20 protein-coding genes are annotated in these 25,882 nt (G+C 59.4%); 7 read left to right on the top strand and 13 right to left on the bottom strand.

The features are described 5' to 3' along the window. Nucleotides 1-155: 155 nt before the first annotated feature. Nucleotides 156-1,163 carry a LysR family transcriptional regulator gene (locus K0O24_RS12285; protein WP_246610990.1) on the bottom strand — a complete coding sequence of 336 codons (1,008 nt, stop codon included), beginning with the start codon at nt 1,161-1,163 and terminating at the stop codon, nt 156-158. Nucleotides 1,164-1,179: 16 nt separating this feature from the next. Next, the gene (locus tag K0O24_RS12280; protein WP_219893024.1) at nt 1,180-2,100 is read right to left on the bottom strand and encodes an NAD-dependent epimerase/dehydratase family protein; all 921 of its coding nucleotides are present in this window, start codon (nt 2,098-2,100) and stop codon (nt 1,180-1,182) included. Between the two features lie 107 nt (nt 2,101-2,207). Here K0O24_RS12280 and K0O24_RS12275 point away from each other — a divergent pair, with 107 nt between their 5' ends. Continuing rightward, nucleotides 2,208-3,347, top strand: a complete 1,140-nt coding sequence (locus K0O24_RS12275) for an FAD-dependent monooxygenase (protein ID WP_219893023.1) — start codon at nt 2,208-2,210, stop codon at nt 3,345-3,347. Here the strand turns inward: K0O24_RS12275 and K0O24_RS12270 are convergent. Genes K0O24_RS12270 through K0O24_RS12260 form a run of 3 tightly spaced genes read right to left on the bottom strand, consistent with a single transcriptional unit; the run spans nt 3,341 to nt 6,574 of the window. Continuing rightward, nucleotides 3,341-4,120 (bottom strand): DeoR/GlpR family DNA-binding transcription regulator, encoded by a 780-nt coding sequence (locus K0O24_RS12270; RefSeq protein WP_219893022.1) that lies wholly within the window; start codon nt 4,118-4,120, stop codon nt 3,341-3,343. The two genes, K0O24_RS12275 and K0O24_RS12270, sit on opposite strands and share 7 nt — an antisense overlap. Before the next feature lie 10 nt (nt 4,121-4,130). Continuing rightward, nucleotides 4,131-5,378: an MFS transporter gene (locus tag K0O24_RS12265; protein WP_219893021.1), complete on the bottom strand. Its 1,248-nt coding sequence runs from the start codon at nt 5,376-5,378 to the stop codon at nt 4,131-4,133. Continuing rightward, nucleotides 5,375-6,574, bottom strand: coding sequence for an acetate and sugar kinases/Hsc70/actin family protein (locus K0O24_RS12260; protein WP_246610989.1), 1,200 nt, complete (start codon nt 6,572-6,574; stop codon nt 5,375-5,377). Before K0O24_RS12260 ends, K0O24_RS12265 begins: the two co-directional genes overlap by 4 nt. 60 nt (nt 6,575-6,634) lie before the next feature. On the opposite strand from K0O24_RS12260, the gene K0O24_RS16805 reads away from it, so the two are divergent. The 4 genes from K0O24_RS16805 to K0O24_RS12245 are packed head-to-tail and all read left to right on the top strand — an operon-like array spanning nt 6,635 to nt 13,716. Continuing rightward, the gene (locus tag K0O24_RS16805) at nt 6,635-6,820 is read left to right on the top strand and encodes a hypothetical protein (RefSeq protein ID WP_246610988.1); all 186 of its coding nucleotides are present in this window, start codon (nt 6,635-6,637) and stop codon (nt 6,818-6,820) included. A 29-nt stretch (nt 6,821-6,849) separates the two neighbouring features. Then, the gene (locus K0O24_RS12255; RefSeq protein WP_219893020.1) at nt 6,850-8,961 is read left to right on the top strand and encodes a bifunctional rhamnulose-1-phosphate aldolase/short-chain dehydrogenase; all 2,112 of its coding nucleotides are present in this window, start codon (nt 6,850-6,852) and stop codon (nt 8,959-8,961) included. Between the two features lie 25 nt (nt 8,962-8,986). Beyond that, nucleotides 8,987-10,276 (top strand): L-rhamnose catabolism isomerase, encoded by a 1,290-nt coding sequence (gene rhaI / locus K0O24_RS12250; RefSeq protein WP_219893019.1) that lies wholly within the window; start codon nt 8,987-8,989, stop codon nt 10,274-10,276. Nucleotides 10,277-10,326: 50 nt separating this feature from the next. Beyond that, nucleotides 10,327-13,716, top strand: coding sequence for a glycosyl hydrolase (locus K0O24_RS12245; protein WP_219893018.1), 3,390 nt, complete (start codon nt 10,327-10,329; stop codon nt 13,714-13,716). Between the two features lie 7 nt (nt 13,717-13,723). Here the strand turns inward: K0O24_RS12245 and pobA are convergent, their stop codons facing one another. The 4 genes from pobA to K0O24_RS12225 all read right to left on the bottom strand — a co-directional run bounded on the left by pobA (nt 13,724) and on the right by K0O24_RS12225 (nt 18,727). After that, nucleotides 13,724-14,893 (bottom strand): 4-hydroxybenzoate 3-monooxygenase, encoded by a 1,170-nt coding sequence (gene pobA / locus K0O24_RS12240; protein WP_219893017.1) that lies wholly within the window; start codon nt 14,891-14,893, stop codon nt 13,724-13,726. A gap of 85 nt (nt 14,894-14,978) precedes the next feature. Next, nucleotides 14,979-16,397 carry an MFS transporter gene (locus tag K0O24_RS12235; protein ID WP_219893016.1) on the bottom strand — a complete coding sequence of 473 codons (1,419 nt, stop codon included), beginning with the start codon at nt 16,395-16,397 and terminating at the stop codon, nt 14,979-14,981. Nucleotide 16,398: 1 nt separating this feature from the next. Beyond that, nucleotides 16,399-18,078 carry a GMC oxidoreductase gene (locus tag K0O24_RS12230; RefSeq protein ID WP_219893015.1) on the bottom strand — a complete coding sequence of 560 codons (1,680 nt, stop codon included), beginning with the start codon at nt 18,076-18,078 and terminating at the stop codon, nt 16,399-16,401. A gap of 16 nt (nt 18,079-18,094) precedes the next feature. Beyond that, complete coding sequence (locus K0O24_RS12225; protein WP_219893014.1) at nt 18,095-18,727, bottom strand: gluconate 2-dehydrogenase subunit 3 family protein; 633 nt, start codon at nt 18,725-18,727, stop codon at nt 18,095-18,097. Nucleotides 18,728-18,816: 89 nt separating this feature from the next. On the opposite strand from K0O24_RS12225, the gene K0O24_RS12220 reads away from it, so the two are divergent. After that, a complete protein-coding gene (locus tag K0O24_RS12220) occupies nt 18,817-19,425 on the top strand; it encodes a thioredoxin family protein (protein WP_219893013.1) in 609 nt (202 codons plus the stop codon). A 4-nt stretch (nt 19,426-19,429) separates the two neighbouring features. Continuing rightward, entirely contained in the window at nt 19,430-19,963 is a 534-nt protein-coding gene (locus tag K0O24_RS12215) for a hypothetical protein (protein ID WP_219893012.1), read from the top strand. Nucleotides 19,964-20,073: 110 nt separating this feature from the next. Here the strand turns inward: K0O24_RS12215 and K0O24_RS12210 are convergent, their stop codons facing one another. From K0O24_RS12210 to K0O24_RS12195, 4 genes are all read right to left on the bottom strand, one after another. Further along, the gene (locus K0O24_RS12210) at nt 20,074-22,509 is read right to left on the bottom strand and encodes a TonB-dependent receptor (RefSeq protein WP_219893011.1); all 2,436 of its coding nucleotides are present in this window, start codon (nt 22,507-22,509) and stop codon (nt 20,074-20,076) included. Between the two features lie 159 nt (nt 22,510-22,668). Then, entirely contained in the window at nt 22,669-23,835 is a 1,167-nt protein-coding gene (locus K0O24_RS12205; protein WP_219893010.1) for an alpha/beta hydrolase family protein, read from the bottom strand. 3 nt (nt 23,836-23,838) lie between these two features. Beyond that, on the bottom strand, nt 23,839-24,741 hold the full coding sequence (locus K0O24_RS12200) for a VOC family protein (protein ID WP_219893009.1): 903 nt from the start codon (nt 24,739-24,741) through the stop codon (nt 23,839-23,841). A 16-nt stretch (nt 24,742-24,757) separates the two neighbouring features. Next, nucleotides 24,758-25,870 (bottom strand): FAD-dependent oxidoreductase, encoded by a 1,113-nt coding sequence (locus tag K0O24_RS12195; RefSeq protein ID WP_246610987.1) that lies wholly within the window; start codon nt 25,868-25,870, stop codon nt 24,758-24,760. Between the last annotated feature and the right edge of the window lie 12 nt (nt 25,871-25,882).

The raw sequence follows: 25,882 nt of genomic DNA, 5'->3' as shown, positions 1-25,882 counted from the left end.
CTTGGTTGATTGATCGGCATCTCGCGTGTTGGCGCTTCGCATTGCGAAGCCGGTGCAGGATCCACTGATCCTTCGGAGGCCAATGGCCGCCAGATATCATGCCTCACGAAATAGTCAAGATATATCTTAAAATGTTTTTTGGTGAGAAATAACAGCTAGAGCGTGCCAGAGTCAGCCTGGAAGCGGACGGCCAACTCATCCCGCAGCATCTCGCCTTCCCCACCCAATGGAATGACATTACTTCTAGATATCGCACGACTCTGCGCAACGAGCGCCAGCCGCTCTATGACCCAACGCAAGGCCCGGTCGTTGTTGTTGGTAATATGCCATTGCACAACTTCGCGGATTGGCGGCATGGCGAAAGGCAGCTCTCGCATGACAAGTGGGAAACTGTTGACCACCTGCTCCGCAAGTCGCCGATGCATTGTAACAATGCGACGCGTCCCAAGTACGAGCCCCGGTAAAGACAGAAAACTCGGTGCGACTACTTCGATGCGCCGCTTTTGCTTTTGCCTGCGGGTGAACCATTCTTCGAACGCAGGCATCTGGGCTCTGCCAAAGCGGGCAGTTACATGGCCAAGTTCAAAATATTTCTCCCGCGTCATCTCACCCTTCAGTGCAAGATTGTTGGCGTCGCCGACAACGACATAATCATCCTCGAAGAGGAACTCGCTCGGATGATCGGCGGTCACAGCAAAATCGATGGTAATCAAGAGATCAATAAATCCGCGCTCGACCGCTTCGATGGGATTAGTGCTCATCGGCTGAATTTCAAATCGCAAATTTGGCGCGTCACTTTCTAGCTGGGCCAGAGCATCTGCCAGAAGGACCTGAGTTGTATAATCCGATGCCATGATCCGTATCTGCCGATCGGCGGTGTCCGGATCGAAAGGCGGTGCGATAGCAATGGTGCTACGAATTTGTTCTAGGACGGCTCGGACCGGTTCGATCAGTTCTTCCGCACGCGCTGTCAGGATCATATGGCGGCCCTTCACCACCAGCAAATCGTCACCGAAATATTCGCGCAGTCTGCCCAGTGCACTCGACGTTGCAGATTGCGACAAGCAGAGCCGATCCGCAGCCAAGCTAACGCTCTTGTCCGTAAGGAGCGCATCGAGCGCCACCAGCAGGTTGAGGTCCAGTCGTCCGAACCGCATCGCCATCTCTCCCCGCCCCCGTCTATTGCAAAGTTGCGAGAGCGCTGGCGACCAGTGTAGCAAGATCGCCGTCATGGGCAAACCCCGCGTGTTCGGCAGCCGGAGTGACAAGCGGAGGCTGGGCCGCAAACATCGCTTCAAGCGCGGGCTCGGGCCGATATTCGACCAATCCCGCATCGACCCCGGTTTGGCGGGCGATCTCCTGAGCCATGGCGCCAATCGCAACGACAAGCGCTGGCAATGTCACCGCACGGTTCGGCGGCATGAGCGCGCTATCCAGCGAAACAGCATGGACGAAATTGTTCGCACAGCATGCAACAGACTGCGCCCAGATCCGTCCAGCAGACGAGACCGGGCAGATGAAAGGTTCGCCTGCTTTCAAGGCATGAAACAAATCCGACAGGAATGCGCTCTTCATCCCTGAGGCTGCCCTGGGTCGCGCAAGGATGCCCGGCAGCCGAACGGTGACACCGTCGATCATGCCGCGATTGGACATCATCGCGACGACATCCTCCATCATCGCTTTGTGGCCTCCGTAGATCAATTTGGGATTGAGCGGAGTCGCGTCATCGACGCGGTCCGGAAGCGCATCGCCGAACACGGCAATCGAGCTTGCATAGACAAACCTGAGTCCCGGCTTGACGGCACTCGTTTCAAGCAAAAGGTCATACATCGCATCAACATTGATCCGGCGGGCCGTGGCTGGATCGGCCTCTGCAGCCCCGCCCGGAACTGTGGCAAGATGAATTACAGCGTCGATCCCTTGAGAGAGAGCTTCGCGGCGCACGGAACGATCGCCGAGGTCCCCCGCAACAGGCTCGACACCGTCCTGGACGTCCATAGCGGCTGCATCGAGCGCGATCACGGTGTCGCCGCGCGCAACCAGCCGGGTCGAAATCTCGCGTCCGACAAACCCTCCCGCTCCGGTAACAAGTATGCGCATCGTCGGATCCTGATCCTTTCGGTTTGCCGTGTCTCTCTCATAATTTGGATGGAGAGCTATCCATCGTTCCGATTTGCACCCTTGCGCCCAGCGGTTAAGTGCAGATCATGACTGGGACAAAGATCGAGAGCATCCGCAGCGCATTGATTGTCGGCGGCGGAATTGGCGGCATGGCGGCGGCAATCAACCTCGCCCGATCCGGCGTTGCCGTGGACCTGATCGACCTTGATCCTGATTGGCGCGTCTATGGCGCCGGGATTACCATCACCGGGCCGACCTTGCGGGCCTATCGCCACCTTGGTCTGATCGACCGGATCAAGGCGGAAGGCGCCGTGACCAACGCCAGCAGGGTTCGCCTGTTCGACGGCACCGTGCTTCGTGTCCTTGAAGAGCCCGCAATCGAGGAAGGCCTGCCGGCGACGGGCGGAATCATGCGCCCCGTACTTCATCGGATCATGCAGGATGAAGTTCGAGCGCAGAACATCTCCGTGCGCCTCGGCCTGACCGTGACGGCGCTCGAAACCAGCGGTGACGCCGTCGACGCGAAATTCTCCAATGACACGACCGGACGTTATGATTTGGTGATCGGCGCTGACAGCGTGAATTCAGCCGTGCGCGACCTTGCCTTTCCGCACATGGGCATGCCTGAGCCAACCGGTCAGGGCTGCTGGCGGATATCGATCCGGAAGCCCCCGGAGCAGGATATGGGCGAATTCTATTTTGGCGCGGAAAGTCCCTGCGGGATTACGATTTGCGGCGCGGACGCCGTCTATCTGTTCCTTCTGACCCGGCACGTCGAAGGCGAACGGTTCATGGATGATGCGGAACTGTTTGAGGGGATGAAATCGCACCTGGCACCATTTGGCGGAAATGCCGGCTGGATTCGGGACAACATGTCGCGCGAAAACTGGATCAACTACCGCCCGCTGGCGGCCGTGTGCCAGCCAAAGCCCTGGTACAATGGACGGATCGTCTTGTTGGGCGATGCCGTCCACGCCACCACTCCGCACCTTGCGAGTGGTGCGGGGATGGCCGTGGAAAGCGGGATTGTCCTGGCCGAGGAACTGGCCCGCGCCAACGACGTCGCCTCGGCGCTGCTCGCATATCAGGAGCGACGGTTTGACCGCTGCAAGGATGTCATCGACTCAAGCGTTGCAATCGGCAACCTCCAACTGGAGCATGGACGGCCCGACCAGATTGCCGGCTTGATCGAGGGCGCGCTCATGCGCTTGAACGCACCCTATTGAGCCACGATCACCTGAATCCCCGCATGTTCAAGCATCTCCCGCGCGGCTGGTTCGATCCCGGCATCGGTGATCACCAAATCAATCTCCTCCAGGTCGCAGACAATTGCACCGGACGTCGATTGGAACTTGGTTGAATCGACTAGCAGGATCACCTGCTCGGCGCGATCAATCAGGCGACGCTCCGCCGCAACGAGCACAACGTCAGCCTGCATCGCGCCATGAGGGCCGACAGCGGCGGCACCCATGAAAAGCTTGGGCGCATGGAATCGCGGCATCGATTCCTCGCCCGCCGGGGCAAGAATGATATTCTGTTCGCGAAACACGACACCCGAAGGCAGAAGGATCTTGGTGCCAGCCTGCGGCAGAAGTGCCGTGACAATATGGAGGGAATTCGTCAGCACCTGAAGATCGAGACCGGCAAGGTGCGGGCACATTTGCAGCGTTGTGGTTCCTCCATCGATCATGACCCCCTCCCCCAGCTCGCAGAGCGCCGCAGCTGCGCGACCGATCGCCTGCTTGGCAGAGAGGTTTTGGGTAATCGACTGGTCGAACGGCGTACCCGCCAGTCGCAGCATCGGTGGCTTGCGACCGCCTTCCGCCAGCTTTGCCCCGCCATGAACTCGAATGATCCGACCCTGTTCCTCCAGACGGCTCAAGTCACGGCGAATTGTCGCCGCAGAAGCGTCGAGCGATGCCTCGAGATCGCGATAGCTGACGAAGCCGCTGGGCTTCATCGCCGCGATAATATGCGTTTCACGTTGGCTGGCATGCATAGCAGCGCTCCTAGGATGACAGGCGCTCGGCCTCAAGCTGTTCAAGCGACTTGCCTTCATTGCTGGGCGCCCAAATCCAGCCAACGATCCCGCTGGCGGCGAGGAACCCGGTCAGGATCCAGGCAAGCGTGGCAAAATCGTTTGACGCAAGCGAAGGCACCGCAAGGCTCCAGACGCCCAGGCTGACCCGCACCACCGCGAAGGTGACCCCCTGAGCGCGGCTGCGAATTGCGGTCGGGAAAAGCTCCGAACTCCAAAGCTGGAAAAAGCTCTGCGCGCCGAAGCCGCCAGCAATGCCCATGATGACAACGTGGAGCAACACAGTCTGCAGAGTAAATCCGAACACCGCCAGCATGGCCATGCCGACCACCTGCAACAGCGCCGAAAGACCAAACAGCGTGCGCTGGTTGACCTTGTCCGATAGCGGCATGAAAACCACCAGCAAAGAAATGATTCCGAGCAGAAAATTGCTCGCCGGAAGGATGGTCGCGGCCCATTGCGGCAAGTGATTTTGCTCGATCAGGTACGGAGTAAAAAAGCCGTTATAACCCGCCCAAAGGTTCCAGAATCCATACATCACGATCAGGTAGAGCATTGCCGCCAGGTAGCGCGGGCTGAACAGCTCGGCCCAGCTCGACAACGCGCTGCCCTTCTTGGCTTGCGCCTCTTCCCATCGCTGGGACTCCCGCATTCTGGAACGCAGGAAGGTCAGGGCCAGCGCCAACACGGCAAGATGGATGAACAACCAGCGAATTCCGTCAATCCCGAAAGGCTTGAGGAAATAGGCCGCACCGAGGACCACAACCGGCCCGAGATTCCAAAGCACTTGGGCAACGCCACTATGCGCACCGCGCCGATCGTCTGGCGCCTGTTCGGCAATCAGCGACCAGCTCGCCGGAATGTCCGCACCGACCGCAAGGCCGACCAGAAGGAACCCGGCGATGATCATCCAGGCCGCACTCGCGAAGATCAGGAAGAGCATGCCAACGGCGTAGAACAGCATGTCGTACTGGTAGATCTTTTTGCGTCCGAACCGGTCGCAAAGCCAGCCGCCAATGAACGCTCCGACCCCGGCCGAAATCGCATTGGCGCTGAACGCGGCGATGAGACCGATGAAGCTGTCGGTCAGACCGTAAATGTCCTTCCAGAGCGCCAGCGCAACAGACCCGGCCACGATCGAGCCGGAATCGATATAGTTCGCCAGACCTGCCAAAATCGTGTCCCGCCACGTTCCCTGTGCTTGCTTCGCCGTGGTCATAACTCTCCCCCCATTCGTGCGATCCAAATCTCCTTGTATCCGGCAATATCAGCCTCGAGCGGTTCGACCCGGACCAGCGCGCCTGACGGTGTGAGGTCCTGGTGAATCAGGCGCAACGCCCCGAGCGAAACGTCAGTTTCGCCGCTCGCCGTGAACACTTGTGTGTTCGGGCGCAGTCGGGCGAGCGCACGCGTGAAGAGTTCGGACGCGGCGAAGCGACCTTCGACAAGCAGCCTTTCCACGGAACCGATAAGGTCGAGAACAGTATCCGCCATCAGCGCCGCATAGAGTGCGACGGCAGCCGCTTGCTCCTCCGGATCGGACGGCCAGTCGACAAGGCGGGGCTCGCGATTCGGGAAGGGTCCACAACCAGGCACCTGGCTTGGCAGTGCCATCGATTTCGCGGCCAGCACATCCGAGAGACCAGCCGTTCCAGGCCTGTCGATGCGGGCGCCAAGCAATTCGATCTCGCGCCCGCCCATGACCCGCGCCGAAGGCACCGGCTGACCGTAGGCGTCGACGTTAACCAGGCAGTCTCGGGTCTCGGGCAACGCCGCGATGTCGACCGGCTCGCGCGGCGAACGCAAGGCAATGAACCAGGTTCCGGTGGAAAGGATCGTCGCTTCCTGTCCACTGAATTCACGAAATCCGCGCGCAGCGATCAGGGCGGCGTTGGAATCGTGAATGCCGGCGTGAATGCGCACATTAGGTGACAAGCCCGTCTGCGCGGCGAGTGCAGGCCGAAGCGTCCCCAGGACCGCATTGGCGCTGACCAGCGGCGCGAACTGGCCTGCCCAGCCCCGGCGACAGGCCATTGGTGAGAAGTCTCCCGCTTCCGGCGCCCAAATATCAGAATGGCAGCCCAGGCTGGTGACCTCGCTGACGGCAACGCCGGAAAGCAGCCAGGCCCAATATTGCGCATATGGCATAAGCGTCGACTGCTCGAAACGCGCCCGGTCGAGCCATTCGAGATAGTGAAGCTGACTACCGAGATTGAGCCCGGCCGGCAGCGCGGGCGACCCCGTGACCGCGAATGCGTCGCGCTGGGCCCGATATTCGGAGAGGCATACGTCGGGAATCGGCCATTCATAGTCGGGCGAGGCAAAGGCCAGTTCGCCATTCCGGATTCCAGCAATTGCAGCGCCGTGGGCGACCGGAACAATGGCCTCAACCGGATGGCCGCGGAAACGAGCCAAAGCCTCAATCAGCCAGTCCGCCGTGGCCGCTGTATCGAGAGGTGCAAAAGGATCGGCTGGATGGATGGCATTGGGGCGGGAGAGTTTCTCGAGACAATGCCCGTCGCGCGACCAGAGACTGACCTTGCTCAGCGTCTTTCCGACGTCAACGACAATGACATGTCCCTTTTCCAGTGTTCCGCTCCAGAACTTATTGCAGTTTCAATGATTGATTTTGATTGTTTTCTAGCGAATACGATTGATTAAGCAAGTGCAGAATGCTAAGCGGCGTCACCATGAACATGCAATCTGCCATTTCGCCCGCCGCGATTCCGTTCGCGATTCCCGCAAGCCGCTGGGATGACTCAACCGCCGCAACCTTGAGCGAGGCAGAGCTTTTGCTTTATCGCTCCAACCTGTTGGGCGGAGACCTGACCGTGACCAACTTTGGCGGAGGCAATACCTCGGCGAAGATCATGGAGACCGACCCGCTTTCAGGCGATACGGTTGAAGTGCTTTGGGTCAAGGGATCAGGCGGCGATATCGGATCCATGAAGCTCGACGGCTTTGCCACGCTCTACCAAAGCAAGTTGCTAGGGCTTGAAGAACATTATGGCGGGCCGGACGACGACGACAAGATGGTCGGCTTCCTGCCGCACTGCACCTTCAACCTGAACAGCCGCGCGGCGAGCATCGACACGCCATTGCACTCATTGCTGCCCTTTGCCCATGTCGATCATGTTCATCCTGACGCGATCATTGCCCTCGCTGCCAGTTCGGGCGGCGAAGCGACGACGCAGAAAATCTGGGGCGGCAAGATCGGCTGGCTTGGCTGGAAACGGCCCGGCTACACGCTTGGCGTCCAACTGCGCGACTATGTGAAGGCCAATCCCGGCATCGCCGGTGTCATGCTCGCAGGTCACGGCATCATCTGCTGGGCGGACAGTGCCAAAGCCTGTTACGAGCATACGGTGCAATTGATCGCGGATGCGGCAAGCTACCTGAACGACGCATTGGCGAGCAAGTCGGCCTTCGGCGGGCAGAAGGTCGCCCCGAACCCGGACCGCGCGGCGATTGCCGCCAATCTCATGCCCCGCCTGCGCGGCCTCATGACAGGCGCTCGCCGCAAAGTCGGCCATTATTCTGATGATGCCGAGGTGTTGGAGTTCACTGGATCGGCGAATTTCGAGCGGCTCGCAGCACTCGGCACATCCTGCCCCGACCATTTTTTGCGGACCAAGATCGCGCCGCTCACGCTCGATCCGGCGCGACTTCAGGATGATGCCTATCTTTCCGGGATGATCGCAGCCTACCGCGATCACTATGCAGCCTATTACGAGCGCTGCAGACGCGCCAATTCTCCGGCGATGCGGGATTCCAACCCGGTGGTCGTCCTCGTCCCCGGTGTCGGTCGCCTGACCTTTGCCGCCGACAAGACGACCGCAAGGCTGGCTGGTGAATTCTACGGCAACGCGATCAATGTCATGCGCGGGGCCGAGGCTATTGGCGACTATATCGCACTGGACGAGCAAGAAGCCTTCGACATCGAATACTGGTTGCTGGAAGAAGCAAAGCTGCAACGCATGCCCGCACCCAAACCCATGGTCGGCAGGATCGCGCTGGTCACGGGCGGTGCCGGCGGCATTGGCGCGGCAACCGCGGCTCGCCTGCTGCAAGACGGCGCTTGCGTCATGCTGGCCGATCGCGATGGCCTTGCTGTGGAAGACGTCCGTGCCGGATTTGCCAGACAGTTCAACCCGGATGTCGTTCGTGCAACCGTCTGCGACGTCACCGATGAAGCGCAAGTAGTCGCCGCCTTTGATGCCTGCGCGCGCGAATTTGGCGGGCTCGACATTCTCGTTGCAAACGCGGGCATTGCGAGTTCGGCGCCGATTGAGGCCACCACCGTCGCGCTTTGGGACCGCAACTATGACGTACTTTCAAAAGGCTATTTCTTGACCAGCCGCGCGGCTTGGCCCCTGCTCCGCCAGATGAAGGATCAAGGCGGCACCAGCGTTGTCTTTATCGGTTCGAAGAATGCAGTGGCCGCGGCGGCAGGCGCGTCTGCCTATGCCAGTGCCAAGGCAGCGGCGAACCACCTTGCCCGTTGTCTTGCCCTTGAAGGTGCGCCCGCTGGCATCCGCGTCAACATAGTCAACCCCGATGCCGTGATCCGCGGCAGCAAGATTTGGGATGGTGACTGGCGCAAGGAACGTGCAGGCACACATGGGATCGACCCGGGCAAGGAACTCGAAGAACATTATCGCCAGCGCTCGATGCTTGGACGCGATGTCCTGCCGGAAGATGTCGCGGAGGCCGCCTATTGGCTCGCAAGCGATATGTCTGCAAAGTCCACCGGCAACATGATCAATGTGGACGCAGGCAATGCCCAAGCGTTCACCCGCTGAACGATGCAGTGAGAGGAATGCCAAGATGAACCTGCCTCTTTCCGCCGATTTGATTGCGGAAGGCAACGCCGCCGATGTCGATGCCCTTGAAGAGGACTATGCAGCCCTCGGCCGCAAGCTGGCGCGCACGGGTCTCGATATTGACGCAATCAAGGCGCGGGTCAGTGCATTTTCGGTCGCCGTGCCAAGCTGGGGTGCGGGGCGCGGCGGCACGCGCTTCGCGAAATTCCCGATCCCGGGAGAGCCGACCAACATCCACGAAAAGCTGGAAGACTGTGCCGTGATCAACCAGCTGAGCTGCGTCACACCCCGCGTCTCCCCCCATTTTCCTTGGGACAAGGTCAGCGACTACGCGGCGCTGCGCGAGGAGGCGGCTAGCCTCGGGCTTGGCTTCGATGCGGTCAATTCCAACACATTCCAGGATCAGCCGGAACAGGCCCAGACCTATGCAACCGGATCACTGTCCTCGACTGTAGAATCGACACGCCAGCAGGCCGTCGAGCACAACATCGAATGCATCGAGATCGGGCGCCAGCTCGGCAGTCGCGACCTTACCGTCTGGGTCGGCGATGGAACCAATTTCCCGGGACAGCAGGACTTCGCCCGGAGCCTCGACCGCTATCTGGAGGCCGCAGCGCAAGTCTATGATGCGCTGCCGGACGATTGGCGAATGCTTCTCGAGCACAAGATGTTCGAGCCAGCCTTTTATTCGACGGTCATCAGCGATTGGGGCAGCTCGATTCTTGCTGCGCAGGAACTGGGGCCGAAAGCCAAGTGCCTTGTCGATCTTGGCCATCATGCGCCCAATGTGAACATCGAACAGATCGTCGCCCGACTGCATCGTTTCGGCAAGCTAGGGGGATTCCACTTCAACGACAGTAAATATGGCGACGACGATCTCGATTCAGGCAGCATCAATCCGCATCAATTGTTTCTCGTATTCAACGAACTGGTGGAAGCCGAACTTCACCCCCGTGACGGTTTCAACCCGGCCTATATGATCGACCAGTCGCACAATGTGACAGACCCCATTGAATCCATGCTCTCCAGCGCCGAGGCAATTGTCCAATGCTATGCAAAGGCAAGCCTGATCGACCGCGAGGCGCTTCATGCAGCGCAACAGGCCAATGATACGATGATGGCCTTTCAGGCCCTGCGACGCGCCTATAATATCGACGTCGCGCCCATCCTGGCCAAAGCTCGATTGGAAGCGGGGGGCGCAATCGACGTCCTGTCGGCCTATCGCCAGAGTCACTGGCGCGAACGCAAGGCGCAAGAGCGAAAACCAGTCGGGCTCGGCGCGGGCATCGTCTGAATTGGGCTGTAATCTCAAGACATAACAAAACTTGGTGGGAGAAGTGAGTCATGAAGCACAAAGACCGGAACCACGCCGGAACGGCCATCAGCGTGTGCTTAACTTCAGCCATATTGAGCAGCGCAATTCTGTCGACGACCGCGACCTTTGCGGGCGAGCCGCCGGCCAAGACGACAGAGGATGTCCTCGCAAAGCAGTTTCGCGATCCACCGCAAACTGCACGTCCGCGCGTCTGGTGGCACTGGATGAATGGCAACATTACGAAGGATGGCATTGCGAAGGATCTGATCTGGCTCAAGGCAGTCGGCATTGGCGGGGTGCAGAATTTCGATGCCAGTCTTGATACTCCGCAAGTCGTCGAAAAGCGGCTGGTCTACATGCACCCGGAATGGAAAGATGCCTTCCGCTTTGCGGTGAGCGAGGCCAACCGGCAGGAATTGGAATTCGCCATTGCCGCCTCTCCGGGTTGGTCAGTGACCGGGGGGCCGTGGGTCAATCCCCAGGACGGCATGAAAAAACTCGTCTGGAGCGAGACGCTGCTCACTGGAGGCAAGCGCATCTCCGGCAAACTTGCGCCAGCGCCCGATACTACCGGACCATATCAGGACCTGCCCTTCGCCGAGATGATGCCTGGGCATAGCGGTGGCGAAAGCGCGAAACCGAAGGCCAGCGGCACAGTGGCAATCCTGGCGATGCCAGTGTCCGCATCTCGCCTACCCACCGCCAGTTATGCGCTTAGCGACGGCACCGCCCTGTCTGCCGCGACCCTGACCGATGCCGACTTTGTGACCGGGGTCAACGTGCCTCTTGCCAGCGACAAATCCGGCTCGGTGACGATCGTGTATCGCAAGCCGGTTACCATCAATGCATTTCGGCTCTTCATGCCGGGTTTGAAGATGCCGTTCCGGGGTGTGCCACTGCGCGCAATCCTTGAAGCGCGCGATGGCACCGAATGGCGCCCCGTATCCCCGGTATCGATTACCAGCGTGCCAACGACGCAGCGGTTCCCGGCGACGACCGCCAAGGAATTCCGGTTGCGGCTGGAAGACAGCAACGACAAGGGCAATCTCGACCTACTGAACGCCGCCCCGGGTGCCGTGTCGATCAACTTTTTCGATACCGGCCCGCTCATGTCCGTGCGCCTCGGCGACTTGGAGCTGTTCACCGAACCGCGTGTCGATCGCGCGGAGGAAAAGGCCGGCTACGAAACGGTTCTCGATTATTACGCGATCGGCTCCGGTGATGCTGCGACTGCCGGTTTCGGCCCAGGCCAGGTTGTCGACCTAACCGATCGGTTGAAGCCGGCCGGCACGCTCGATTGGACTGCGCCAAAAGGTCATGACTGGCGCGTCCTGCGTTTCGGTTGGTCTCTCACAGGCAAGACCAATCACCCGGCCACGCCGGAAGCGACGGGGTTGGAAGTCGACAAATACGATGCCGCAGCCGTGCGGCGCTACATGGAAACCTATCTTGGCATGTACCGGGATACTCTTGGCCCCGACAAATTTGGCAAAAGCGGGCTCGGGGCAATCCTGACGGACTCGATCGAGGTGGGCAGTGCGAACTGGACGGGTGCCATGGAAGCGGAGTTTCGGGCACGGCGGGGCTATGCTCTAAGGCCCTGGCTTCCGGCCCTTGCAGGATTTGTGATCGGCTCTCCCGATGAAACCGAGCGCTTCCTGTTCGATTATCGCCAGACCCTAGCCGAGCTGCTGGCAGACAAGCATTATGGCACAGTGGCGCAGGTCGCGCATGAAAATGGCCTCATCGTCTACGGCGAAGCGCTTGAGGACAAGCGTCCGCTGCTCGGAAATGACCTTGCGATGCGTCGCTTCGCGGATGTGCCGATGGCGGCACTTTGGACTTGGCAGAAAGACGGCGCACCCCGCACCACATTGCTCGGCGATATGAAAGGAGCCGCCTCCGTCGCGCACGTCTATGGCAAGCCATTTGTTGCGGCAGAGTCAATGACGGCAGTCAATTCGCCCTGGGACTTCGCTCCGAAAGACCTGAAGCCAGTCATCGACTTAGAGTTCATCCAGGGCATCAACCGCCCCGTGATACACACCTCGGTGCACCAGCCGCTGGACGACATGCAGCCGGGGCTGTCGCTTGCCATCTTTGGACAATATTTCAATCGCCACGAAGCCTGGGCCCCGCTCGCGCGTCCGTGGATCGACTATATTGCCCGCACCTCATACCTGCTTCAGCAGGGGCAAAACGTCGCGGATGTCGCCTGGTTCATCGGGGAAGAAGCGCCAGTCACTGCACTTTTTGCGGACAAGCTTCCCGCTCAGTTGCCCAGCAATCATGCCTATGACTTCGTCAATGCCCAGATGCTGACCGACGCATTGGAGGTCGAGGGGAATGAAGTCGTCAGCGCAGGTGGCGCGCGGTACAAGGCAATCTATCTTGGCGGCTCATCGCAGCAGATGACTCTGCCGCTGCTCAAGAGACTTGCGGAAATTGTGCGCAGTGGCGCAACGCTGATCGGCGCCATGCCGACAGGTTCGCCCAGCCTTGCGGATGATCGGGTCGAATTCCAGCGCATCGCACAATCCCTGTGGACCGGAGAAACCGGAAAGGGCCGCATTTTGGCCACGGCCGACATCGACAGCGGGTTGGGCAAAGCAGGAGTTTCAGCCGGTTTTCAATTCGAGGGCGGCAGTGCCGGTGCCCGAATACCCTATGTTGAGCGCGTATTCGAGCAGGGGCGTTTGTTCTTCCTCTCCAACCCCGGCGACGTTACTGAAACGATTACCGCTCACTTCCGCTCGACCGGTATGCGGCCCGAACTGTGGAACGCCGAAACCGGCACCAGCGAGGCTCTCAGCTATCGGACGGTGGAGGGCAAAACCCTGGTCTCGCTTACCCTCGCGCCACACGACGCAATCTTCGTGGTTTTCCGTAAAGAGAGTCCGATGGATCATGTGGATAATAGGGCAGCGACGCAGGTTCTGGCCGGCAGCGTCACGGGTCCCTGGTCTGTAGCATTCCAGTCCGGAAGGGGTGCGCCTGCGCTGGCGAAGATGGATCGCCTGACGCCGCTGCAAGACAGTGCCGAGCCGGGCATCCGCTATTTCTCGGGCGTGGCGTCATATGCGAACAGCTTTGTTGCGCCACGGGGTTGGAAGCCCGGCCTGCCCTTGTGGCTGGACCTGGGGGAGGTGAACGACATTGCCGAAATCCGGGTCAACGGGCGTCAAGTCGGGGGGCTTTGGCGGACACCGTGGCGGATCGATATCGGCGCAGCCGCACGTGCCGGCCGCAATGCGCTTGAGGTCCGGGTTGCTAACAAGTGGGTCAACAGGCTGATTGGCGATGCCCAGCCGGGGGCAACACGGATCGCCAAGCTTGCTGCTCCCGGCTATCGCGCAGATGCGCCCCTGCGACCGTCAGGACTGGTGGGGCCCGTCACATTGTGGACCGAAGCGCGCTGAAACTCGATCAGACCGGCAAGCCGACGTAATTTTCTGCAATGCTTGTTTGGGCTGCCACGCTGCTGGCTATATAGTCCAGTTCAGCGATCTGCATTGCCCGCTCGAAAATCCCGTCTTCCGGGAAGCGGTGCATCAACTTGGTCAGCGACCAGCTGAAACGCTCGCTCTTCCAGACACGCGCAAGCGCTTTGGCCGAGTATCCCGCAATTGCATCATTGTCGGATCGGATGAGGAAGCGCGCCAGAGCATCGGCGGCATAAAGCACGTCGCTTGCGGCCAGGTTCAGCCCCTTGGCGCCGGTCGGCGGAACGATGTGCGCGGCATCGCCGCACAGCATCAGACTGCCGTGGCGCATTGGCTCGAAGACATAGCTCCGCAAGGGTGCAATGCTCTTTTCGAGTGCAGGGCCGCGTGTGATCCCGGCAGCCGCGTCCGGGCCAAGGCGGATCGCCAGTTCATCCCACAGCCGTTCGTCGCTCCAGTCTTCCAGCCTGTCGGTGAGGGGAACATCGATGTAATACCGACTGCGGGTGTGGCTCCGCATCGAGGCAAGCGCAAAACCGCGTTCATGGTTTGCATATATCAATTCGTGATTGCAAGGCGGCACGTCTGCAAGGATGCCGAGCCAGCCGAAGGGGTATACCCGTTCGAAGTCGCGGCAGGAGCTGGCCGGAATCGCCTTGCGGCTCGGGCCGTGGAATCCGTCGCACCCGGCGATGAAGCGGGCATCGATGCGCTTCGCAACACCACCTTCAAGATAGGAAACGAAGGGCGAGTCACTTTCGATATCGTGCAGCGCAACATCCTCGGCTCCATAGATCACCGTCAGCCCGCGACCGGGAGCGGCGTCCATAAGATCCTTGGTAACTTCCGTCTGGCCATAGACCACGACCGACTTGCCGGTCAGCCCAAGGCAGTCGATCCGGATAAGCCGTTCCCCATCGGCAAGATTGAAGCCGTCTTCAATCAATCCCTCCGCCTTGAGGCGGGCATCCAGCCCAAGCCGTTCCATCAGCGAAACCGTGACCTGTTCAAGCACGCCCGCCCGAATGCGCGAAAGCACATAGTCGGGCGTTTGGCGCTCCAGCACCACACACTCAATGCCCTCAGCCTTGAGCAGGTGACCAAGCAGGAGACCGGCGGGTCCCGCACCGATTATCGCGACTTGGGTCTTCATCACTGACTCCATTCAGGAAGGACCTTCGGCGAAGCAGGAAGTGCCGAACAACTGCAAATCGGAACTCCTCACTGGCTATAATAATTCACGAATTAACGGGTCGAACTGCTACAAAGATGCGCTCCGGAAGGCGCAGTGAAAGGATGACACAGAGGATCAGAAGGGTCGCAATGACCGCTATTGTCGCAAGCGAAGGTGGCACGGTCGCATTGCCCTTCCAGGCGAAGTAGACACTGCCCGACAGTGCAATACCGAGCGCCCCGCCAAGCTGCTGGGCAGTTTTGAGAAGGCCACTGGCCGCACCGGCATGATCCTTGTCGACCTGCGCGACCGAGACTGGGGCAATGGAGCCGGAAAGTGCCCCCATACCCAACCCCGCCAGGACCAGTAGCGGCGACAATGCGGGCCACGGCAGGTTGAATACCCCGATTCCGGCGAGCACGGCGGATGACGCAAATACCATCGTCGCGCCTCCGGCAACCATCACCCATTTGCCGAAGCGCGGAAGGAAATTCCGCCCCAGCACGGCAATCCCGACCATCGCACCTAGTCCGAACGGCATGTGAAGAAGCCCGGTCACGAGCGGGGTTTGGCCGCGTTCCGACTGGAGAGCAAAGGCAAAGGCAAGGAGAAATCCGGCATTGGCGGCGGCGAATGCAACGGAGATCGCCAGGCCCAGCTTGAAAGTCCGGATCGCGAGCAGGGCCGGATCAAATAGGGCAACCCGCGACTGGGCAATACACGTAGCGACGTGACGCCAGCCCCAGGCAAATAATGGCGCAGCACAGGCCAGGCTGGCGACCTCGGGCCAGCCCCACCCGGCCTCGACGCGAGTGAGCGGCCACAAAATGGCAAGCACCGCTGCCCCGAATACCGTCGTGCCAACCCAGTCGAACCCCGCAGGATGAGTAGAACGGCGATCGGGGAGAAAATACCAGCCTGAAACCAATGCGATAAGCCCAACCGGAAAATTGATCAGGAAGACCAGCCGCCAGCCAAGTCCGAACAGGTTGGCCTCAATCAACAGGCCACCAAGGATTGGACCGGCGATTGCCGCCAGACCGCCGACGAGGCCGAACAGGGCCAGTTTCGAGACTCGTTCGAGCGGGGAAAACAGCACTTGCATCAGGGCCATTGCCTGCGGCGACATGATGGCTCCTGTCGCACCTTGCAGCAGGCGCGCTGCAACCAGTTCTTCGGCAGTGCGCGCAAGTCCGCAAGCGACCGAAGCCATCGTAAACCCGGCCACGCCCCATAGGAAAACCCGGCGATACCCAAAGCTGTCGCCAAGCCTCCCGCCTGACATCAGGAGCAGGGCAAAGCTGAGCGCATACCCCGCGACGATCCACTGAACCGTCTCCGCTTTCGCGGAGAAATCGGCCGAGATCGCCGGAAGCGCTGTATTGACGATCGTCATGTCGACAATCTCGAGAACAACGGCGACAATCAGTGTGACCAGCGCCAGATCCTGCTGGCGCTTTGTCAGGGATGGAGTTGCGCTCACGTCAGAGCTTGCCTTCACGCAGCATTGAAACCGCGGTTGCGCAGGCCCGGGCTGTGAGGGCCATATAGGTCAATGAAGGATTCTGGCAGGCAGAAGAACTCATCTGCGCGCCGTCGGTCACAAACAGGTTGGAAATTTCGTGGGCTTGGCTCCACTTGTTGAGCACCGAGGTTGCCGGATCGTGGCCCATCCGCGCGCCGCCCATTTCATGGATCGCCGTTCCCCCGGCACCAGGACGATCGAAGCCCATGATGACCTTGCCTCCGGCTTTGGTCAGCATTTCGGCAGCGTCGGACTTGGCTTGCGCCAACGCCGCGAGTTCTTCCCGGCCAAAGGCAAAGTCGATGTTGAGCACCGGCAGGCCGTTGGCGTCGCTCCGGCGGCGATTGAGCGTAAGACGATTGCTCGCGCGCGGCACGCAATCGGCAAAGCCGACCAGCACCATCCGCCACATTCCGGGCTTTTGCAGCCTGTTCTTGTAATCCGGCCCGATCCCGGCCTCTCGCTTGCCTGCGGTCCACGTGCTTTGCAGCGCGCCGCCCTGGAACGAGAAGCCGCGGGTGTGACCCTCGCCATCGATACGCTCCATGTTTCGGTAGCGCGCGACGATAACTCCGGTCGGTCGATTGCCAAAGCTGGTATGGCCCTCAAACCCGGGCATCAAGGCCATGGCTGAAAGCGTGTTGGCGTGGTCCATGATATGCGTGCCAAGCACACCGCTGGAATTGGCAAGTCCGTTCGGCATTGCGGCGTTGGCGGAATTGAGCAGGACGTGAACCGAATTGAACGCGCCTGCATTCAGGAACACCAATCGCGCAGTCGCAGTCTTGTGTGTTCCACTCTTGCGATCAATGTAGCGCACTCCGGTGACGCGCCTGAGCGCGGAATCATAGTCGATTGCTTCGACCACGGCATCGGTGATCACTGTCAGATTCCCAGTCTTCATGGCGGCGGGTAGCGTGCTGGACTGGGTTGAAAAATAGGCACCGTATGAACAGCCACGCGCGCAGATCGACCGGTTTTGGCACTTGGTTCGACCTTCCTTTTCCTCCGTCAGATTGGCTGTGCGGCCAATCGTCAGGCAGCGTTCCGGCCAATAGGTCTTCAGCACACCGCGAACATGCTGTTCCACCGGATTGAGGGCCATTGGGGGCTGAAACTTGCCATCGGGGAGCTGGGTCAGGCCCTCGGCCGCGCCTGAAACCCCGATGAACTCTTCGACCTTGTCGTACCAAGGGGCAAGATCGGCATAGCGGATCGGCCAGTCGGTCCCATGACCATCACGGGCGTTTGCACCAAAATCATAGTCCGACCATCGGTAGGATTGCCTTCCCCAAGTCAGCGAGCGTCCGCCAAGACCATAAGAGCGGAACCATGTGAAGTCCGTCCCCGCCCCTGTCGAATACGGGTTCGCTGCATCGTTGACAAAATGCCCCTGGGTATATTCGGTGAAATGTCGATTGAGCATCTGGACGGGATATTCACGGGCATAAAGCTCGTGATCGCCCTGGCCCCTAAATGGCATTTCCCAAGGCGCCTTTGTTTCCGTCGTATAGTCCTGCTGGTGCCGGATCTCGCGACCCCGCTCGATCATCAGCACCTTCAGGCCCGCTTCCGTGAGTTCCTTTGCAGCCCATCCACCGGTAATGCCCGAGCCAACTACAATCGCATCGAAATCCATTGTCCCTGCCCTCGCCTTAACCAAAATCTACCGCAGTCCAGTCGCTCGAATAGCTTCGGGTCTGGGCTGTAACGGGGACATCAGGATCATACCGGCCCGGGACCAGTTCGAAGCGAAGTTCCTCCGAACCACCGATTCTCGATGTGTAATATCCGGTCAGGATCAAGGCCTTGATCGTACGCCACGGATGGGATTGCACCCCTTCGGCATAAGCATCGCTGTCCAACGCGACCAGCGCGGCCGTGCGAGACGCTTCATCCAGTTTGGGCCAATCGCCCTTTGCGCGCCGAGCCAATTCACTCTCGAGCCAGGATATGTGATCAAGAGATCCGTCATTCCGGCGATGGGCCGAAAGCTCCGCGCCAGCATCAACCGGCAACGTGTCACGGGCGTTTTCCAGACCGTGAGCAAGACCGAGAATGACAAAGTCGCCCACACCGATATCACCGGCCCCCGCCGTACCCGTCCGCGGAATCACCATTTGGCTCACGTCCCGAAGAAGGACCCGCTGCGCTTCGGTCGGCTCATTATTTGCCAGAATCTTCAGCGGATTGCAGGCAGACAGCGGCAATCCGGCGACAACGGAAAAAAGTCCGACGCCAATCAGCATGTCTCGGCGCTTCCAACCCTTTGGCTCACAATCGCTCATGCTTGCCCACTCCCATTCGTCGCCACTCTTGCGGCCGGTCCAAAATCCCTGTATCAGAATATATATTCTATTTCTAGAGGAGAGTTGCAATGCTGAAATGGTCGCGCCAGCTGGACTATGGAAAGTCAGCACCCAATTTTGCCTTGCCCGATGTCGAGGGGCGCATTCGGGAGTTGGCGGAATTCGATTCTCCGGCTCTTCTGGTTGCCTTTATTTGCAACCATTGTCCGGTCGTTCTGCACATGCTTGACGGCCTTTGCGACTTTGCCCGCGAATATGCGCCAAAGGGTCTGCAGGTCTTGGCAATCTCGTCCAATTGGCCGGACGAATTTCCCGAGGACGATTATCCGCACATGCAGGTGTTCGCCAGGGAACGCAGTCTGCCCTTTCCCTATCTTCATGACGAAAGCCAGGATGTCGCCCTCGCCTACAATGCGATCTGCACGCCGGACTTCTTCCTTTACGGGCCGGAACGCATGCTCTTCTACACCGGGCAGTTCGATTCCAGCCGCCCCAAACTTCCCCACCCTCCCGTGCCGGGTGCCCCAGTCCAGCGGACCGATCTGCCCGTGACGGGAGATGATATGCGCGCCGCCGTCGATGCCCTGCTTGCCGGACAGCCGGCGCCCCAGCCCCAGATTCCCAGCGCCGGCTGCTCGATCAAATGGCGGCCGGGAAAAGATCCGTCATGGGGTTGAGCCAGTGACTGTCGTATCACGAATCTGGATTCCCGGTGCAGCTGTCATTCCGCAGGAACGCGGCCCGGAATTCCTTGGGTCGGTCGATGGCGCGGATTGGTCCGAAGGGCTGGGCTTCTACCGCGGTTTCTTCGCATCGTTTCATGTCAAACCGGGCAAGGATGTCTGGTTTCACTGGCCCATGGCAACTCCCGTCGAACAAGGCGGGAAGCAGCTGTTTCTCGACAGTGTCTCACTCCTCTGGGAAACGGACGGATCTGCCCGTATCGGCTGGATCGCAGCGCAGCACGGTGGCCTTGAGCGCATCGCCCTGACGGAACGCATGGCCGAGATTGCCTCAACCCCCATGCCGCATGAAGTGGCTGAGGAAGACCGCAAATACTTCCCCGTCAGCCAGCGTCAGCTGAGCGAATTTCCGCTTGCGCGCCCATTGCCGCTGCGTTTCGCAGTGCAGCTCTGCGTGATGGTCTCGGGTGGCGATCAGGGTGGCACTGTCCGCTTTCACGGCGCTGGCGCTGCCTTTGCCGACGAAGGCTGAGCGAACCTTACAGCCGCTGCACAGAAAAAGGCGGCACCGAAGCGCCGCCCAATCCGTGCGACCCGTTCATTAAAACGGGAGGCAGAGAACTGCCTCCCTGCCCCCAATTCCTAGAAGTCAATCCCGACGCGGATTCCATACGTCCGAGGACTACCATAGCCCCAGTTCAGGATATCATCCGGTCCAGCAGCGACATAGCCGCCATAGACCAGCGCGCGATGGTTCTCGAGATTGCGGACGAAGGCCTGAACCGAGAATTGCTTGTTCTCAGGTTTGTATTCCAGGCTTAGGTCGGTCGAGCTTATCGACTTTTGCTTAAGGTCGTTATAGTTGTAGAAGTCGGTGAAGTATTTGCTTTTGTAAACCGTAAAAGCACTGGCTTTCAAGGTACCTGCACCGCCCAGATCGAATACATGGTCATATCCCAACGTGATCGTGAGCCGTGGCGCATATGGTGTGGTGTTGCCTGCAAAATTAGGCTGCTGAATCCCTGGTGTGTTCGGATCAAGGTCACCAACGGAGGTCAGATCAGGGCCAGTACCCGGCACCGTGAACACATTGAACTGGCCCAGAAAATCATCATAGCGTGCATGAAGATAGTTGACGCTGGCCGCGAACGTATCATTATCAGTGAGCTTAACCAGCGCTTCTGCTTCGATGCCGTAAACTGTCGCCTTACCGGCATTGAACACTTGGCCACCAACCGCCGTGTTCAGCAAGATTGCGTTCTGCAGGTCCTTGTAGTCATAATAGAAACCGCTGACGTTGAAGTGGTTTTGGCTTCCTGGGCCAAAGCTCATTTTCAAGCCAGCTTCGTATGCAGTATTGGTTTCCGGCCGATAGAGACCGACCGAGTCAAAGCCGCCTCCCTTGAATCCTGTGGAGACCTTGCCATAAACCAAAGTATCGTCGTTCGGCTTGTAATTCAGGCCAATCAACCAAGTTAACTTGTTTTCTGAACTGTTGAGGTTGACGTACGAAGCACCTGTCGGATTCCCAGCGCCCCAGATATTCTTGCGGGTCGATCCGCCGCCAAAGTATACCGTATTGAGTCCAGTACCAAGGATGTCGCCCGGCGCAATGATCGGAGCACCTGTTCCTGTTGGCCCAAAGAAAACAAACGGCGAGCCATTCGCATAGTTGCCGCTGCGGCTGTTATCGGTGTAACGAAGGCCCGCAACTGCCGTCAGCTTCTCTCCCAGCGGCACTTCGAACTGACCAAAGCCCGACCAGCTATCGCTTGACAGACGCCGACCAAAATAGCTCAGAAACGTGCCGTTGGCGCTGAATCCAGGGATTGGCGGTGGGTTCAGGAATTGCAGGAAGAAGCCCGACTCATTGTCGATCGTTTCTTTGAAATAGAAGCCACCCACCTGATACGTTACGCCTCCGATTACGCCGTTAAGGCGCAGCTCGTGGCTGTTCGTCTTGACGTCATTATTGAAGGTGGTCGACTGGTAGACGACTGGAAGGCCTTGGGCGCCAGTACGGCTGCTGGTGCGGTAACCCCCGGTGTAAGTGAGAGTCGCTTCTGGGCCGAACTCGTAAGCAATCCGGCCGCGGACGGCAGTCGTGTCCTGCTTGTAGCCAGGTCCGGCGCCAAACAGCGGTTGTGAGTAGTTCGAGCGATCCTGCGATTGCAGGAAGTTCGTGCCCGATGGGACGCACAATGTTTGCGTATAGGCTGTGGCAACCTGCACGAAGCCGGGGGCGTTGCAGCCTGGTCCAGCAGGGCCATTACCTGGTGCATTGAGATTCACTGAGCCATAGGCGCCATTGATGTTCTTGCGCTCGGCATGCTCGACGGCAAGATTGATGGTGAGGTTGCTGGTCGGTTCCAGACGCAGCGAGGCACGACCGCCCCAAACTCGATCGGAGCCCGACACGATAGCCGGCGCAAACGGCGTGGCCGCGTGCTTGAAGTAGCCATCATGATCGCTGTAGACGCCTGCAAAGCGGATGCCGCCGATGTCTCCGAAGGGAATGTCGATCCCGGCATTGGCCTTGATTGTGTTGAAATTGCCATAGCTGGCATCCGCGTTCACAGCGAACCTGTTGCCAGGCTTGCGCGTGATGAAATTCACAGCACCGCCGGTCGAGTTACGACCGTAGAGCGTACCTTGCGGCCCACGCAGGACTTCGACGCGATCAAGGTCGAACAGCGCGAGGTTCATCACTTCGCCGCGGTTCAGATATTCGCCATCGACGTTGACGACGATTGACGAGTCCTGCGATTCATCGTTCGAATAGGTGCCGATACCGCGCACAGTCACGTGGATAACACTGTTGTCATCCGTGATCTGCACCGACGGCGCGAGCTTGCCGATGTCCTTGAAGTCGGTGACACCGGCTTCCTTGAGCGCCTGACCGCTGATCACATTGATCGCAATTGGAACGTCCTGGATGTTTTCAGTACGGTTCTGCGCAGTGACGACGATGACATCGCCCTCGCTGGTTTCTTCAGCGGTTTGTGCCTGTGCCGGCATTGCAAAAGCAATGCTGCAAGCGCCCGTCATCAGGGCACGACGAATAAACTGGGATTTCATGCTGGCTCTCCTCCCTTGGTCAACAGGCTGCGCGCCAGTGCGCAGCGCGGCCAAATTAGAATTATATAAATTAGAATGCTTGTTTTATATATAATAGCGAAATTGTCAAGGCGAAGGCATCGATTGTGCCGATATGTTCGATATTGCCCTGTCGATACCTCAGCCCGCCGAAGTGTCGCCGCCGAGCGTTTCTGCGAACCAATCGGCGATATAATCGCGACCAAAGGCCATGTTGTCGGCCCCGACATGTTCGACCCCGCCTTCGCGCGCCGTAAAGATCTTGAGCTCCCGACGCGGAGAGTTTGTCAGCTGGGCATAGGCCTGGTGTGCATAGTCCACACTAATCTGCCGGTCGTTCTCGCCGTGGGTCACAAGGAACGGAACCTTGATCCGCTCCATATGCCCGTTGAGGTTCATGTCTTTGGTCTTTTCGAAGAAGTCATCCATGTCCGACGCGCCGAACACCCACATGACATGACCCCAATAATGCGGCACTGGATTTTCGCCCTCGCGCTTCATCCTTTTGTACTGCACTTCGTGCCAATTGTGGTTGGCACCCCAACAGGCGCCGCTCGCAAACCTGGGTTCATAGGCAACGGCACGTGGGGCATAATGCCCGCCCAGGGAAATTCCGGTCATTCCGATCTTTCTACCGTCCACTTCCGGCTGCTGTTCAAGCCAGTCGACGGCCTTCGATGCCCATTCCTCCGAGCGGGCAGTGGCGGGCAGGTTCTGGAGCCTCAGCGCCTCTCCGGTGCCCGGCTGGTCAACGCACAAGGTCGATATTCCACGCCGCGCAAGGGCATGCGGCAGCCATGACCAATAGAGCAGTTCCTTGTTGCTATCGAGCCCGTTACAATAAACGACGGCGGGCTTTCGCCCTTCCCCTGGTGCTCTGGTCAAAAGCGCAGGCATTGTCGCGCCATTGCCCAAGGGCACCTCTACTCGTTCGCAATTCAAGGCTCCAAGTTTGGTACCGCGATCGAAACAATCCCTGGCGCGACGGTAAGTTTCCATCCGGCCCGGTGTTCCATGCGCTTGCATGCGTTCGCCATTGAGCAGGTAGAGAGCCGCGCGTTCCAGCTTCTTGCCAGCGGAGAATTTGCGTCCCTTAGCCTCGTCCTCTTCGGCGAGTTCAACCAAGGTATCGGCCTTGGCCATCCAGGCCTGCATGAAGGCGCGCGTTCCGGCATCGGCGCTTTCGTCCGCGGCTCCCTTTGCCGCGGCAACGATGTCGACAACTTCGCCAATCTGCGCGCCGCTTTCCATCGCAATCGCAACAGACAGGTTCCAGATGTAGTTTGGAAACGGTTCAAACAGGGCCACGGATCACGCCTCCGTGGCGACGAATAGGCCCGGGTTTGGTTCGGGGTGCGGCATTGTCTGTGGCCCACCGATACCGATACCCCATTGATCCATGACCAATGGGGCAGGAACATGAACCTTGCCTTCGTGCGTCTCGAAATCCACCTCTTCAAGTTCGGACGTATATTCAACCGCGAAGCCACCCGGCGTGACGAAATAGGAGAAGGTATTGTTGCCTGCCGTGTGGCGGCCCGGGCCCCACTGGATGGGCGTGCCCTTGACCTTCAGCCGGTGCGCGCCACGCATCATGCCATCCACTCCGGTCATGTCATAGGCAACATGGTTGAGGCACGGCGGTCCGGGCAGGATGGCAATACGATGATGGGCAGAATTGCAGCGCAAAAAGCACATGAAATCGCCCAGCCAGTCCGAAATCTTGAAACCGAGCACATCACAGAACCACGTCACCAATGCCTGGTGGTCGGGCGAATGAAACACGATGTGGCTGATCTTGACCGGCACACCATCCCACCGGTCGACTTCAGCCTTGGTCCCGTGCGCGACATCGCTGGAAATCTCGAATTGCATGCCGTCGGGGCTGAAGAAGCGAAATCCGTAGCCGCCTCCCGGAGTCGTCAGTTCATGCGGTTCATGAATCATCCTGACACCGGACGCTGCAACCTTCGAACAGAGCGCATCCACGTCGGCTCGGCTTTCCGTCGCCAACGCAACGACGTCGATACGATTTTCATCGGCCGCGCGCAGTCTGACAACATGATGCTCGTCATGGCCCCTGGCCTTGAACCATGCCATGCCATCGTCAGACGGAATCCGGTCCAAACCCCAGACGTCTTCATAGAATTGCGCCTCGGCCGCGAAGTCCTTTACCCCATAACCGACATAGCGAATTTCAGTAACACGGCTCATCCTGCTTCCTTCTTTTTCAGATTGGCTTCGCGACGGTTTTGAACATGTCAGCCGTGGCCTGATGCATTTCCACCGGCGGCCCCTTGCCCAATTGCCCATAGCAGATGCTCAGGCTTGCGTTCACGATATACCTGCAGCGTTCGTATCTACGATCTCGATAGCTGACGCAGGCCCGGGCAACGTCCTTGTCCTTCTCGAGTTCATCAGCGAGCACGATTGCGTCCTCGATTGCCATGCCGGCGCCCTGACCAAGATGTGGCGTTGTGGCGTGGACAGCGTCACCAAGCAGGACGACCCTGCCCCGGCTCCAAGCGCCCGTTACGAGCATGCCTTCAAGCGGACGGTAGACAACCTGGGCATCGTCAGTGATCTGCTCCCCCAATTCGCGGATGACCGGGGAACAATTTGCGATCCGCTCCCGCATGCGGGCCGCCAGACCGTCTACCGGATAGCGAGGATTGCCTGGCTCGGGCGTCGTGACGAACATATACATCAGTTCTTGGCTCATCGGAACGAGGCCAACCCCCGTTGGGCCATTGAATGTCCGAAGCGCGTCAAGATCGGCGTGCCGCGGCAGGTTGTAACGCCAAACCGATTGACCGGTGAATTGCGGTGTTTCGGCGTCGGGCAGGACCATCCCGCGGATCTGGGAATTGACCCCGTCCGCTCCAACGACCAGATCAAATCGGCCGTTGCTCCGGTCGGAGAATGTTACCGCAACAGCAGTGCCATCGTCTTGCAGCGTTGCAACGGTCACCCCTAATCGCACTTCGGCACCAAGCTCACGTGCGGTCCCTGCAAGGACATTCTGAAGCGCAGGCCTGCCGATTCCCACATTGGCCGGCCGCCCCTCCACCAACCGCGGAGAAGGGATACGCGCCACCATGATCCCATTCGGCGCAAAGATTTCAACCGCATCGAAGCCAAAGGCTGCGGCGATGAAGCGTTCGAGCACGCCGAGCTGCTCCATCGCCCGCACAACATTTGATTGCTGAATAATGCCCACACCATAGACCGACCAATCGGGATCGCGCTCGATCACGGTCACACGATGTCCCTTGCGCGCCAGTGCAATCGCCGTGGCAAGTCCGCCAATTCCGCCGCCAACCACCAAGACTTTCAATGTCACCGGATTCCCTCC

It is taken from the genome of Aquisediminimonas profunda, assembly GCF_019443285.1.
Lineage (GTDB): Bacteria > Pseudomonadota > Alphaproteobacteria > Sphingomonadales > Sphingomonadaceae > Aquisediminimonas > Aquisediminimonas profunda.
This window is presented reverse-complemented; position numbering and strand designations above follow the sequence as displayed.

Excerpts from the sequence above, each read along its gene's own strand:
- K0O24_RS12285 (WP_246610990.1), bottom strand. The coding sequence starts at position 1,163 with ATGGCGATGCGGTTCGGACGACTGGACCTCAACCTGCTGGTGGCGCTC.
- K0O24_RS12280 (WP_219893024.1), bottom strand. The coding sequence starts at position 2,100 with ATGCGCATACTTGTTACCGGAGCGGGAGGGTTTGTCGGACGCGAGATT.
- K0O24_RS12275 (WP_219893023.1), top strand. The coding sequence starts at position 2,208 with ATGACTGGGACAAAGATCGAGAGCATCCGCAGCGCATTGATTGTCGGC.
- K0O24_RS12270 (WP_219893022.1), bottom strand. The coding sequence starts at position 4,120 with ATGCATGCCAGCCAACGTGAAACGCATATTATCGCGGCGATGAAGCCC.
- K0O24_RS12265 (WP_219893021.1), bottom strand. The coding sequence starts at position 5,378 with ATGACCACGGCGAAGCAAGCACAGGGAACGTGGCGGGACACGATTTTG.
- K0O24_RS16805 (WP_246610988.1), top strand. The coding sequence starts at position 6,635 with ATGGATGGCATTGGGGCGGGAGAGTTTCTCGAGACAATGCCCGTCGCG.
- K0O24_RS12255 (WP_219893020.1), top strand. The coding sequence starts at position 6,850 with ATGAACATGCAATCTGCCATTTCGCCCGCCGCGATTCCGTTCGCGATT.
- rhaI (WP_219893019.1), top strand. The coding sequence starts at position 8,987 with ATGAACCTGCCTCTTTCCGCCGATTTGATTGCGGAAGGCAACGCCGCC.
- K0O24_RS12245 (WP_219893018.1), top strand. The coding sequence starts at position 10,327 with ATGAAGCACAAAGACCGGAACCACGCCGGAACGGCCATCAGCGTGTGC.
- pobA (WP_219893017.1), bottom strand. The coding sequence starts at position 14,893 with ATGAAGACCCAAGTCGCGATAATCGGTGCGGGACCCGCCGGTCTCCTG.
- K0O24_RS12230 (WP_219893015.1), bottom strand. The coding sequence starts at position 18,078 with ATGGATTTCGATGCGATTGTAGTTGGCTCGGGCATTACCGGTGGATGG.
- K0O24_RS12225 (WP_219893014.1), bottom strand. The coding sequence starts at position 18,727 with ATGAGCGATTGTGAGCCAAAGGGTTGGAAGCGCCGAGACATGCTGATT.
- K0O24_RS12220 (WP_219893013.1), top strand. The coding sequence starts at position 18,817 with ATGCTGAAATGGTCGCGCCAGCTGGACTATGGAAAGTCAGCACCCAAT.
- K0O24_RS12210 (WP_219893011.1), bottom strand. The coding sequence starts at position 22,509 with ATGAAATCCCAGTTTATTCGTCGTGCCCTGATGACGGGCGCTTGCAGC.
- K0O24_RS12200 (WP_219893009.1), bottom strand. The coding sequence starts at position 24,741 with ATGAGCCGTGTTACTGAAATTCGCTATGTCGGTTATGGGGTAAAGGAC.